11 protein-coding genes are annotated in these 12,611 nt (G+C 38.6%); all 11 read left to right on the top strand.

What is annotated here, in order from left to right; all coding sequences use genetic code 11:
- The first annotated feature begins 148 nt into the window (after window positions 1-148).
- The 11 genes from LG329_RS07760 to LG329_RS07710 all read left to right on the top strand — a co-directional run bounded on the left by LG329_RS07760 (window position 149) and on the right by LG329_RS07710 (window position 12,481).
- Window positions 149-1,297 carry a Gfo/Idh/MocA family protein gene (locus LG329_RS07760; protein ID WP_404455535.1) on the top strand — a complete coding sequence of 383 codons (1,149 nt, stop codon included), beginning with the start codon at window positions 149-151 and terminating at the stop codon, window positions 1,295-1,297.
- Window positions 1,298-1,311: 14 nt separating this feature from the next.
- Window positions 1,312-2,475: a dihydrodipicolinate synthase family protein gene (locus tag LG329_RS07755; RefSeq protein WP_404455532.1), complete on the top strand. Its 1,164-nt coding sequence runs from the start codon at window positions 1,312-1,314 to the stop codon at window positions 2,473-2,475.
- A 48-nt stretch (window positions 2,476-2,523) separates the two neighbouring features.
- Window positions 2,524-3,348 (top strand): sugar phosphate isomerase/epimerase family protein, encoded by an 825-nt coding sequence (locus LG329_RS07750; RefSeq protein WP_404455529.1) that lies wholly within the window; start codon window positions 2,524-2,526, stop codon window positions 3,346-3,348.
- A gap of 144 nt (window positions 3,349-3,492) precedes the next feature.
- The gene (locus LG329_RS07745) at window positions 3,493-4,491 is read left to right on the top strand and encodes a hydroxyacid dehydrogenase (protein ID WP_404455527.1); all 999 of its coding nucleotides are present in this window, start codon (window positions 3,493-3,495) and stop codon (window positions 4,489-4,491) included.
- Window positions 4,492-4,507: 16 nt separating this feature from the next.
- The gene (locus LG329_RS07740) at window positions 4,508-5,275 is read left to right on the top strand and encodes a sugar phosphate isomerase/epimerase family protein (protein ID WP_404455524.1); all 768 of its coding nucleotides are present in this window, start codon (window positions 4,508-4,510) and stop codon (window positions 5,273-5,275) included.
- A gap of 147 nt (window positions 5,276-5,422) precedes the next feature.
- On the top strand, window positions 5,423-7,279 hold the full coding sequence (locus LG329_RS07735) for a DUF2264 domain-containing protein (protein ID WP_404455522.1): 1,857 nt from the start codon (window positions 5,423-5,425) through the stop codon (window positions 7,277-7,279).
- A 98-nt stretch (window positions 7,280-7,377) separates the two neighbouring features.
- Window positions 7,378-8,094: a GntR family transcriptional regulator gene (locus LG329_RS07730; RefSeq protein ID WP_404455520.1), complete on the top strand. Its 717-nt coding sequence runs from the start codon at window positions 7,378-7,380 to the stop codon at window positions 8,092-8,094.
- A 141-nt stretch (window positions 8,095-8,235) separates the two neighbouring features.
- Window positions 8,236-9,408 carry an SIS domain-containing protein gene (locus tag LG329_RS07725; RefSeq protein ID WP_404455517.1) on the top strand — a complete coding sequence of 391 codons (1,173 nt, stop codon included), beginning with the start codon at window positions 8,236-8,238 and terminating at the stop codon, window positions 9,406-9,408.
- Window positions 9,395-10,555 (top strand): N-acetylglucosamine-6-phosphate deacetylase, encoded by a 1,161-nt coding sequence (gene nagA / locus LG329_RS07720; protein WP_404455514.1) that lies wholly within the window; start codon window positions 9,395-9,397, stop codon window positions 10,553-10,555. The genes LG329_RS07725 and nagA overlap by 14 nt, the downstream gene beginning before the upstream one ends.
- 5 nt (window positions 10,556-10,560) lie before the next feature.
- Window positions 10,561-11,490 (top strand): 1-phosphofructokinase, encoded by a 930-nt coding sequence (gene pfkB, locus LG329_RS07715; protein WP_404455511.1) that lies wholly within the window; start codon window positions 10,561-10,563, stop codon window positions 11,488-11,490.
- A gap of 4 nt (window positions 11,491-11,494) precedes the next feature.
- Window positions 11,495-12,481, top strand: a complete 987-nt coding sequence (locus LG329_RS07710; protein ID WP_404455508.1) for a tagatose 1,6-diphosphate aldolase — start codon at window positions 11,495-11,497, stop codon at window positions 12,479-12,481.
- Window positions 12,482-12,611 lie beyond the last annotated feature (130 nt).

Below are 12,611 nucleotides of genomic sequence, written 5' to 3'. Positions count from 1 at the left end.
CCGAACGAAAATGAAGATTGAAAATCATTGTAGGATATCAAGAAGAGATTACTTCCGAATTTAAGAATTATTTTCCTGGCGTTATAAGACAACTTTATAAAAGTGCCCTATTATAAAGTTATACAAAAAGCTTGGAAGGGGAAAAACAATGTCAGTTAAAAATATCGGAATTATTATGAATGGTGTTACCGGACGCATGGGAACGAATCAACATTTAATTCGTTCTATCGTTGCGATTCGTGAACAAGGAGGAATTGAGCTTCCAAATGGTGATGTGATTATGCCAGACCCAATCTTGGTAGGAAGACGTGAAAATAAACTTAAAGAATTGGTTGAAGAACATAACCTTTCACGATGGGGTACGAATTTAGAGGAAACATTAGCAGATGATTATAATCAAATTTACTTTGACTCACAAACGACAGTGCGAAGAGCAGAAGGGATTCGTCAGGCTATTGAAGCAGGAAAGCATATTTATTGCGAAAAGCCAACTGCAACTAGTTTGGATGAATCAGTAGAATTAGCAAGACTTGCTGAAGCTGCTGGCGTAAAGAACGGTGTTGTTCAAGATAAATTGTACTTACCAGGACTTTTAAAGCTACAACGACTGATCAACTCGGGATTCTTCGGTGAAATTTTAAGTGTGCGTATGGAGTTCGGTTATTGGGTGTTTGAAGGGGATTGGCAAGAAGGGCAACGTCCATCCTGGAACTATCGTAAAGAAGATGGTGGTGGAATTATCGTTGATATGTTCGCTCACTGGCGTTATGTCATTCAACATTTATTTGGTTCAATTAAATCAGTATCATGTTTAGGTGCTACCCATATTAAAAAGCGCATTGATGAAAAAGGAGAGAAGTATGACTGTACGGCTGATGACGCTGCTTACGGTACATTTGAACTTGAAAATGGAATTATCGTTCAGGCAAACTCTTCATGGGCTGTCCGCGTAGACCGTGATGACCTGTTAACTGTCCAAGTGGACGGAACAGAAGGAAGTGCTGTTGCTGGACTAAGAGATTGTAAGGTTCAGCATCGTGTTAATACGCCGAAGCCAATCTGGAATCCTGATATTCCAAACCCATTTAATTTCGAATCACAATGGCAAGAAGTTCCTGATAACGCAGACTTTGATAATGCCTTCAAAATTCAGTGGGAAATGTTCTTAAAACATGTTGTTGCTGATGAACCATATGTTTTGGATTTACTTGAAGGGGCAAAAGGGACCCAACTTTCTGAGTTGGCACTACAATCATGGGAAGAGCGTCGTTGGGTAGATGTACCTGAGTTGAAATAATTGGAGGGATAGTGTTGGGGAATGAATTAAAGTTACCAAAAAAAGGCGGAGAATTATATACGTTCAAGCCACAAAATGCTGTTTCATTTGATATTCCTGAAGGAAAAACGTTAAAAAAACGTATTGCCTTCTCGGCTGCACATGTGGTAAGTGATCCATTTGCAGATACCGATCCACTTAATAATAGTCAAATAGATTGGGAGACTACGATGCAGTACCGCCATTATCTATGGTCACAAGGATTAGCTGTTGCCGAGGCAATGGACACAGCTCAGCGTGGTATGGGTTTAAACTGGAGTCAGGCACAATCGTTAATTAGCCGTTCCATTAAAGAAGCGAAATCAGTTAATGGGAAGATTGCTTGTGGAGCTGGTACAGATCATTTGGTGCAAGTAAATCCCACACTTGAAGATGTACAGATTGCTTATGAAGAACAATGTGAATTTGTTGAAAATGAGGGTGGACAGATTATTTTAATGGCAAGCCGGGCTTTGGCAGCCTGTGCTAAATGTCCTGAAGATTATGAGAAGGTATATGGAAATATCTTGAGCAAGGTCTTGAAACCTGTTATCCTACATTGGCTTGGCGACATGTTTGATCCGGCGTTAAAAGGATATTGGGGTTATAAAGACGTTGATAAAGCCATGGAAGTATGTTTACGAGTAATCAAGGAAAACGAAGATAAAATTGACGGTATAAAAATTTCATTGCTTGATGATCAACGTGAAATCGAAATGAGACGTCTTCTTCCTGAAAGTGTAAAAATGTACACAGGAGATGATTTTAATTATCCAGATCTAATTCGTGGAGATGAGCAAGGATTCAGTCATGCGCTGCTTGGGATTTTTGATGCAATTGCTCCAGCGGCAACTGCAGCACTTCATGCATTAGATGCGGATGATTTTGAAAGCTATTATTCTATTTTAGAAAAAACGGTTCCATTATCACGTCATATTTTTCAAACACCCACTTATGCCTATAAAACAGGTGTCGTATTTATGGCTTATTTAAATGGACATCAGCCTCATTTCCGAATGATTAGTGGAGCAGAAGGTCACCGCTCAATCATCCACCTTTCCGAACTATTCGTAATGGCAGATGAAGCAGGATTATTACGAAATCCCGATCTTGCTGTGGAAAGAATGAAAATTGTCTTAGCACAGGCGAGAATTCGATAATTTGCGAATCGATTTTTCAAAAATAACTTGTAGGGAGGATTTGAGGAAATGGTAAGAAATGGACCATCGCTGGAAAGTCTTAGTTTAAACCAGATTACAACCGAAAATTGGAATTTAAAAGAAGCGGTTGCTGGGTGCGTAAAAGCAGAAATATCATGGATTTCTTTATGGCGACATAAAATTCAAGAAGTCGGTCTTGCTGAGAGTAAAAGGATTGTGGCGGATTCAGGTTTACAAGTTTCCAGTCTGTGTCGTGGTGGTATGTTTCCTGCGTCTACAGCGGAACAGAGGCAAAAAAATTTGGATGATAACTTCCGTGCCATTGAAGAGGCTGCTGAATTAGGAACGGATGTCTTAGTATTAGTTTGTGGCGCTGCCCCTGACCGTGATATCGATACCTCACGGAAATGGGTCGAGGAAGGGATTGAACAACTCGTTCCATTCGCAGAATCATATGGTGTGAAACTGGGAATTGAACCACTTCATCCGATGTATGCTGCTGATCGCTCTGTAGTAGTGACATTGGATCAGGCGAATACAATGGCAGAAAAATATAACGATAATCAGGTTGGGGTAGTAGTGGATGTGTTTCATGTCTGGTGGGATCCTGATTTATATAACCAAATTGTTCGAGCTACAGGGCGTATACTAGGATTTCATGTTTCTGATTGGGCTGTTCCTATTACAGATACCTTTAAAGCCCGAAGTATGATGGGAGATGGAGTGATCGAAATCCGTCGCATTAGAAAAGCAGTCGAGCAGGCAGGGTACAATGGGCCAATCGAGGTAGAAATCATGAACCAAGCGATTTGGGATAAACCTGGTAATGATGTACTTTCTTTGATCAAAGATCGTTATGTTAAGCATGTATAAGTATTTAGCGAAATTGATGAATGGGATAAAAAAATAGAGTTGGAAAAAGAGGGTAGTTGTGGCTATTCTCTTTTCTCATACCTAATAGTTTGTAGTATATATTAGAAAGGAATTAGCTTAAAAAACTTTATAGAGGTGAAAAAAATGATTAAGGGTTTATTTATAATGGATGAAAACTTTATTGATCTGGTTTACCCATCTACTGTAAAAAAAGAAATAGAAAAATTGGCTAACATCTATTCCGTGCCACTATCATCGAAGGATATTATTGAAGACAAGTCTATTTTACAGGAGGCTGAAGTCATTTTTACTGGATGGGGTGGGCCTAAACTGGATAAGGAATTTCTTGAGGCCGCTCCTAATCTTAAAGCAATTTTTTATGCGGCGGGCTCTATAAAGCCAATCGCAACCGAAGCTTTTTGGGATAGAAATATCGTGTTAACTAATGCCGTTTCTGCAAATGCCATTCCGGTAGCTGAATATACGTTATCGCAAATACTGTTTTCTTTGAAGAGGGGATGGCAGTTTGCTCTTGATGTTAAGAAACATAGAAAATATCCTGAAAAACCCTTTTATCATATACCAGGATCGTTTGGGAGTACAGTAGGCCTTATTTCTTTAAGTACAGTTGGGCGAAAAGTAAATGAATATCTTCGACATTTTGATATTAACGTACTAGCATATGATCCATTCGTAGACAAGAAGGAAGCGGCTAAACTAAATGTTGAGCTATGTTCATTAGATGACATATTTGAAAGAGCAGACATCGTCTCTTTGCATGCACCATTGTTGGACGAAACAACAAGGCTGATAAGAAAAAAACATTTTGAGTTGATGAAACCATATGCAAGTTTCATTAACACGTCAAGGGGAGCAATAGTTAAGGAAACAGAAATGTTAGATGTTCTGAAACAACGCGGTGATATTACTGCTATTTTAGATGTTACCGATCCAGAACCTCCTTCCGTGGATTCCCTTTTATATTCTCTTCCTAATGTTGTATTAACACCACATATAGCAGGAAGCGAAGGGCAAGAGTGTGGAAGAATGGGAGCATATATGCTTGATGAATTTAAGCGCTATCTTTCTGGAGAACAATTAATATGGCAAGTATCTAAAAAGGAATTTGATGTAATGGCATAAAACTTGGAGGGAGACCATGTATAAAATTGGTTTATGCTCGGTAACTTTTAGGAATTTAACAGTAGAACAAGTTATTAAACTTGCCCATGGAGCAAATATGGAAGGAATTGAGTGGGGTGGTGATTTCCATGTACCACCTGGGGACACTATTCGTGCTGCTGAAGTAGCTGAATTAACAGAACAAGCCAATTTGGAAATCGTTTCTTACGGATCTTATTATCGAGTAGGTCATGAAAAGGAAGGTATTCCATTTGATGTAGTATTGGAAACTGCACAAAGACTAAAGGCACCTTCTATACGAGTTTGGGCAGGAAAGATAGGTTCGCATGAAATAGATGAGAAATATAGAACAGCCGTTGTTGAGGATGCGAGAAGAATTGCTGAGTTGGCAGAAAAACAGGATATAGAGATTAACTTTGAATATCATGGTGGGACACTTACTGATAACGTAGAAAGTGCCTTGCTTCTAGTGAATGAAATAAATCATCCTAATATTCATTTGTACTGGCAACCAGCTGTAGGTGAAACAATAAATAAACGATTGAAAAGTATAGAGAAATTAAGCGCATGGTTGACTCATATTCATGTTTTTCATTGGAATTATACGGACAGGCTTTCTTTTTCTGAAGGAGTAGTGGAATGGGAACAATATTTGAGTAAATTAAAAAAAGATAAAAACGTTCATTACTTATTAATGGAATTTGTAAAAGGGGATAATATAGAACAGTTTTTAAAGGATGCTAAAGCATTAAAAAACTTAGTTGTGTATGGTAACCTGCCGTAATATCATGGTGTATTCATATCTTTATTAAATGATCGTGTCTTATATATTTCGCTATTTTCCTAGATAAATTAAATCACAAAGAAATGCATAATGGCAGTATAGTACTAAAAGTCTTAAAATCAAAATTATTGAAAGGAGTAACCCCTAATGGCACAAATTGAAAAAAATCCTGTTTTAAATATAAAGAACAACCCGTTAAGAACAAAAAAAGATTTACAAACCTTAATGAAACAAATTGCCCAACCACTAGAAAATTATTTTAGCGCAGATAAAGCACACTTATACCTAGGGAAAGCCGCCACTCACTATAGTGAACAAGTGGCAGGGTTTGAGGCCTTTTCCCGTCCGTTATGGGGGTTAGCACCTCTAATCGCGGGTGGGGGATCCGTTCCGATTTGGGATAATTATATAGAAGGTATTAAAAATGGAACAAACCCCCAACACAGGGAGTTTTGGGGATTTCCAAAAGATTATGATCAACGCACAGTAGAAACGGCAGCATTTGGCTTAACCCTTGCACTATGTGGTTCTAATGTTTTGGATTCTTTAACATCTGTGGAAAGAGAGAATTTTTATCAATGGATAAAAGTTGTTAACAAAAGAAAGACTCCTGATAATAACTGGAATCTTTTTAAAGTTTTGGTTAATACCGGGCTTGCCAAACAAGGTATGGAATATGATAAAAAAGCGAATAAGCATGCCTTTGAACGTATCGAAACTTTTTATTTAGGAGATGGTTGGTACTCTGATGGCTTAACGAATCAGAAAGATTACTATGTATCTTTTGCAATTCATTATTATTGCCTTATCTACGCAAAGTTAATGGAGAAAGAAGATCCTATTCGGTCTCAGTTATTCAAAGATAGAGCAGTAAAATTCGCAAAAGATTTTATTTATTGGTTTGCTGAAGATGGATCATCTATTCCTTTTGGCAGAAGCATGACATATAGATTTGCGCAAACTTCCTTTTGGAGTGCATTAGCTTTTGCAGATGTTGAAGCGTTTCCATGGGGTGTTATAAAAGGAATTGTATTGAGACATCTACGCTGGTGGATGAAGCAGTCAATTTTTACAGATGACGGGGTTTTAACAATAGGATATGCATACCCAAATTTGATCATGTCCGAAAATTACAATGCACCCGGATCTCCATACTGGGCATTGAAGTCTTTTCTTGTACTGGCGTTAAATGAGAGCCATCCTTTTTGGACGGAGGAAGAACAAAGTTTGCCAAAGTTAGAGAAAATCAAGGTGCAGAAACATTCACAAATGATTATGTGTCGTGATCATGAGCATGTTTATGCTTTAACATCTGGTCAATATGCAGACTTTGAACCAGCGCATACCGCTGAAAAGTATGCAAAATTTGCTTACTCCAACCAGTTTGGGTTCAGTGTTTCAAAAGAGCCGTATGGGCTGACTCACGGTGCCTATGACTCAATGCTGGCCCTATCGGAAAAGGATAATCTTTACCGTGTCCGCCGTAAATGTGAAAAAGTCAAAATGAGTAAAGAATATATATATTCACTATGGAAACCATGGCAAGATGTATTAGTAGAAACTTGGCTCATTCCAATTAATGCCTGGCATATTCGTGTTCATCATATTCAAACTGAAAGGATGTTAGACACAGCGGAGGGAGGGTTTGCCATCCCGGTGGACGATCCATATATAGGGTTAATGAAGCCAGATTGGGATATTGCAAAATCGTCAGTTGGGCTAAGTTGCATTATCGATTTATTAGGAGAGCGAAAACTTAAAATGGTTAGGACTGCGCCGAATACAAACATGTTATACCCTAATGTTTCAGAGATTCCGACACTAATAAAGGAATTGGAAATCGGAAATCATTGGCTGGCGGCCGCTGTATTTGCACATACGGATGAATCATTTTTTTCTAAACACATGGAAACAACTCCTCAATTAATCATGAGGGAAAATGATTTTTATGTTATCCATCGGGAAGGGGAAAGAATCATTAAAATTAAAAAACAGGAGGTGTAGGGATAAAAACTAAAAAAACTACCTTTACTTTTCATAAGTAGTATTTTATACTTAACCCAATTGGTTATAACCACTATTAGGAGGTGACATTTCAAGCATTGGATAAGAAAAGTAGGGTGCCATTGTATTTGCAATTAATGGAGGATTTAATAAAGAAGATAGAAGCACAGGCATACCGTGAGAACGAAAAGTTGCCGTCTGAACGTGAATTATGTGACCTTTATGATTTAAGTCGGATAACAGTTAGGCAGGCGTTGCAAGAGCTGGAACGGGAAGGTTTTATTTATAAATTACATGGTAAAGGTACGTTTGTTGCGCCAAAGTCATATAATCAAAATTTAGTTAAGTTATATAGTTTTACGGAAGAAATGAAAGCAATTGGCAAGAAACCAACAACAAAGGTGATGTCATTTGAGGAAATTGCGGTGGATGAACGATTAGCTAGTAAAATGAATCTTGGTCCACTAGATGAGGTTTTACAGGTTAGCCGCCTGCGACTAGCGGATGATGAGCCTTTAATGTATGAAACTTCTTATTTACCTAAAAAGTTATTTCCTAATTTAACAAAGAATGATCTGGAACAAAGGCCCATGTATGATGTTTTCTATGAGGAATATCAAGTGAATGTAACGAAGGCCATTGAACGATTTTCCGCAACGATGATTAGAAAAGAAGAAGCGGAACATTTGCGTATGATAACAGATCAACCTGCGATGCTGATAAAGCGTTTTGCTTATCATAACGATGAATTGATTGAATATACGATTAGCGTGGCCCGTGGTGACAAATTTGATTATACGGTTGAATTAACCTAAAAGAGTCAGTTTGGTTTGGCCAACAACCGATCGAAGCTGGAAGAGAAGCAATCGAGTTCAATCCACGGCTTCTCAACAATTAAAGTGGTTATGACAACATAACCACTACTAATGCTAAATTTAACACATGGAGGATGACAAATGTTTAATTTAACTACTGAAGAGCTAGAAATGAAGAAAGCGGTGCATACCGCTAAGGAGATTCATCAACAGCCAGAGGTTTGGCTGGAATTACTCACATTACTTTCCGAGCAAAAAGAGTCATTAACTGGATTTATTGATTCTATTTACAAGAAGCATGACCAGGTTCGTGTGATTTTTACTGGTGCAGGTACTTCTGCGTTTGCGGGGGATACAGTTGTGCCGGAATTGCGTAGACAGAATCAAAGCAAAGTTCAATTTGAATCAATTCCAACAACAGATATTGTGTCAAATCCAACTACATATTTGTTTAACGAAGTGCCAACTATCATGGTGTCGTTTGCACGGTCTGGTAATAGTCCGGAAAGCGTTGCAGCAGTTTCGTTAGGTGAAAAGTTAATTGCTGATTTTTATCAAGTAGTTATTACATGTAACCAGGATGGGCAGCTTGCTAAAAATGTGGCAAATGATAGCAATAGTAAAACAGTTGTAATGCCGGAAAATGCACACGATCAAGGATTCGCGATGACAAGTAGTTTTACAAGTATGATTATTGCGGCTTACACATTGTTTGCTGAAAAAGATTTTACAATTAGTGAAGCAGATCAGCTTTTGGAAAGCTCTAAGGCATTACGTGATCGCCTGGCAGACACAGTTGATGACGTATTAAAATTTGATTTTGAACGAATTGTATATCTTGGTTCTGGGTTGCTCAGTCAGCTTTCGCATGAGGCTGCTTTAAAAATGTTGGAGCTTTCTGCAGGGCAGGTCGCTGCGATTCATGAATCATCGCTCGGTTTCAGGCATGGTCCGAAGTCCATCTTGAATGAAAAGTCTGTAACGGTCTTGTTCATGTCGCGAGATCCGTACACAAGGAAATATGATATGGATATTTTACGCGAACTAGCAGCCGATGATTCAGGGATGAAAACTGTTGCACTTACGGAGAAAAAAGATCAGGAAGTGGAAGACCTTGCAGACTTTACTATAACCGTAAACAACAATGAGGAAACTCTCGGTAATGATTTTCAACTTGCATTATTATACATTATTTTCGCCCAAATCATAGCATTAAAAAAATCATTACAACTAGGTATTACACCAGATAATCCAAGTCCAGATGGGCGAGTGAATCGTGTTGTTCAGGGTGTGACGATTTATGACTACGAATAAATATTATATGAAAGCAGATCGATTTTTACTTGAAAATGATGAAAGACATGGGGTTTATTTACTTGTGGAAAATGGTAGGTTTGGTGAGTTTATAGATACAGTTCCAGCTCATGCAGATATCGTTGACTGGAGCGGATACACGATAACACCCGGTCTATTTGATACGCACATTCATGGAATAAACGGCCATGACATCATGGATGGAACTGTTGAAGCAGTTCAAGGAATTTCAGATGCTTTACCAACTCTTGGTGTTACAAGGTTTTTACCAACAACATTGACATCGTCTAAAACGGATTTGAATAATTCCATTCGTGCAGTTGCTGAAGCAGTTAAATCTGGACTTCGAGGTGCACAATCAGAGGGGATTTTTTTAGAAGGACCATATTTCACTGAGAAACATAAAGGTGCGCAAAACCCGAGTTATTTTCGTGACCCTGACTTTGAGGAATTTAAGCAATGGCAAAAGCTATCTGAGAATACAATTGTAAAAATCGCTCTTGCTCCTGAACGAAATGACGCAATAGATTTCATTCGTAAAGTCAGTGATGAAGGTGTATTGACGAGTATTGCACACTCAGACGCAGGCTATGATTGCTGCAAAGATGCTATAGATGCTGGCGCACGTAATTTTGTGCATTTATTTAATGGGATGTCAGGCGTGCATCACCGGGAACCTGGCGTTGTCGGAGCTGCGCTGATTTATAAGGATGCTTTCGCAGAGTTAATTTGTGATGGTCATCATGTACATCCGGATATTGCTTCGATGGTGGTAGGAATAAAAGAAGATAAGACTAATCTAATAACTGATTGCATGCGGGCTGGACTACTACCTGATGGAAACTATCATCTAGGTGAGTTTCCTGTCGTGTTACAAGATGGTGTAGCGCGGACCGAGACTGGGTCATTAGCTGGAAGTACATTGGGGTTAATTGATGGCGTCAAAAATTTGCAAGCTTGGAGTAATCGATCTCTGCGGGAAGTTTGGCATTTAGCATCTCTTTCCCCAGCAAAAAGTATTGGTAGAGATTCAGATTTAGGTAGCATCCAAAACGGCAAGTTGGCGGATTATGTTGTCCTAGATAATGAGTTAAACGTTCAAGCTACAGCTGTTGAAGGGGAAGTTATCTATCAAGTGGAGAGGTGAATTTGATGATTTTAACCGTAACATTAAACCCTGCTGTTGATATTAGTTATAAGCTTAACGAGTTCTCGCTTGATACCGTCAATCGTGTGAACGATGTTTCTAAAACTGCTGGTGGAAAAGGATTGAACGTTTCTAGAGTGTTGCAGCAGCTTGGAGAAGAAGTTGCTGCTACAGGATTTTTAGGTGGTAGTTTAGGAGGTTTCATTCGTTGTGAGCTTTTTACGGTAGGGATACAGGATTTCTTTGAAAAAATACAAGGTGAAACACGGAATTGTATTGCCTTGATTCATGGTGGTCAACAGACCGAAATCTTGGAGAGTGGTCCAGTTATTACAGAGGATGAGGCTGCGACATTTTTGAGAAGTTTTTCTGAATATGTACAGAAGGTTGATATTGTCACGATCTCTGGAAGCTTGCCAAATGGTTTGGCAGATGATTTTTATGAAAAATTAATCAAGATAGCTGGATCTTATGATGTCCCTGTATTGCTTGATACAAGGGGTGAGCTATTGGGAAAAGCCTTGGAAAGTGCACCTTATTTAATAAAACCAAATCAGGATGAACTCGCTGGCTTACTAGGTAAGAGTTTAGCTAATGAGACGGATATTATTGATGCATTGGAATCCGTTTTGTTTGTGGGTATCGAATGGGTAGTTGTTACACTCGGTTCAGATGGTGCACTTGTTAAAAATGGAAGTTACATTTACCGAGTGAGAGCACCTCAGATTAAGGCAGTTAATCCAGTGGGATCTGGTGACTCTGTAATAGCGGGGTTTGCCTCCGGGATGTCCCGTGGTTTATCAGGTGTGGAACTGATTAAATTTGGACTGGCTATGGGTGTGTTAAATGCAATGGAAGAACAAACAGGTTATGTAAATCCAGAAAAAATAGATTGGTGTATCAAACAGATAAATGTAGAAAGAATTGGAGGATGAAACTATGAATCTATCACCAGGAAAACAACGTGGATTAGAACTAATTTCGGATGAAAACAATCTAATCTTTGCTACAGCAATGGATCAACGTGGCTCTTTAGGTAAAATGATTCAATCATTAAATAATAATATCACGTACGAAGATGGTTTGCGCAAATTCAAAGAAGGTGTCAGTGAGGTTCTTGGAAATCAATCTTCTTCCTTGCTTCTTGACCCGGAATACGGATGGGACGCAGCCAAGAAATTAAATAAAGATATTGGATTGATCATGGCATATGAAAAAACCGGATACGATGCAACGGAAAAAGGACGACTTCCTAATTTGGTTGATGATTATGCCGTGCAGGATCTTGTGAGAGAAGGGGCCAGTGCACTTAAGTTATTAGTATATTACGACCATAAAGAAGCAGCGAAATATAATAGTATAAAAAATGCACTAATTAAAAGAGTTGGCGATGAATGTAAGCAAAATGATCTTTTGTTTATATTAGAGCCGGTTTCCTATAGTGCGGAGGGTCTTTCGGGAAAGAGCGCGGAATTCGCTAAAGCAAAACCAGAGATAGTTGAATTCTTTATGAAGGAATTCTCAAAAGAGGAGTATGGCGTTGATTTATTAAAAGTCGAAGTTCCTGTATCTATTTTTCATATCGAAGGCTACGATCAATACGATAACTATCAGCCTGTTTTTAGTCGAGAAAAAGCGGCACAGTACTATTTTAGTTGTTCAGAGGAAAGCCGTTTGCCATTCATTTATCTAAGCGGCGGTGTGACCAACGAACAGTTTGTTGAAACCCTTCATTTTGCAAAAGAAGCAAAGTCCAAGTTTAGTGGAGTTCTTTGCGGACGAGCAACGTGGAAAAATGGTGTGAACGCCTTTGCTGAAGAAGGTAAGGATGCATATTATAAATGGCTTGAAACTAAGGGCACGGATAACCTGAACAAGGTTAAAACAACTGTTGAGGAAACAGCAACACCTTGGAGTGAGTTTTAAGTAGAGCTTAAGCTTGTGGAGGAAACAATTTTTTCTCTGCAAGCTTTTTATTTTTGGTGTCCCTAAATCTTAACACCACTGTTCTATTTCCTACATAGCATCGTGTTAAAAGTACATACTATCAAATAAA

It is taken from the genome of Virgibacillus necropolis, from assembly GCF_044793635.1.
Lineage (GTDB): Bacteria > Bacillota > Bacilli > Bacillales > Amphibacillaceae > Virgibacillus_F > Virgibacillus_F necropolis_A.
This window is presented reverse-complemented; position numbering and strand designations above follow the sequence as displayed.

Coding starts and splice junctions, on each gene's coding strand:
- pfkB (WP_404455511.1), top strand. CDS start 10,561: ATGATTTTAACCGTAACATTAAACCCTGCTGTTGATATTAGTTATAAG.
- LG329_RS07745 (WP_404455527.1), top strand. CDS start 3,493: ATGATTAAGGGTTTATTTATAATGGATGAAAACTTTATTGATCTGGTT.
- LG329_RS07750 (WP_404455529.1), top strand. CDS start 2,524: ATGGTAAGAAATGGACCATCGCTGGAAAGTCTTAGTTTAAACCAGATT.
- LG329_RS07735 (WP_404455522.1), top strand. CDS start 5,423: ATGGCACAAATTGAAAAAAATCCTGTTTTAAATATAAAGAACAACCCG.
- LG329_RS07740 (WP_404455524.1), top strand. CDS start 4,508: ATGTATAAAATTGGTTTATGCTCGGTAACTTTTAGGAATTTAACAGTA.
- nagA (WP_404455514.1), top strand. CDS start 9,395: ATGACTACGAATAAATATTATATGAAAGCAGATCGATTTTTACTTGAA.
- LG329_RS07760 (WP_404455535.1), top strand. CDS start 149: ATGTCAGTTAAAAATATCGGAATTATTATGAATGGTGTTACCGGACGC.
- LG329_RS07725 (WP_404455517.1), top strand. CDS start 8,236: ATGTTTAATTTAACTACTGAAGAGCTAGAAATGAAGAAAGCGGTGCAT.
- LG329_RS07710 (WP_404455508.1), top strand. CDS start 11,495: ATGAATCTATCACCAGGAAAACAACGTGGATTAGAACTAATTTCGGAT.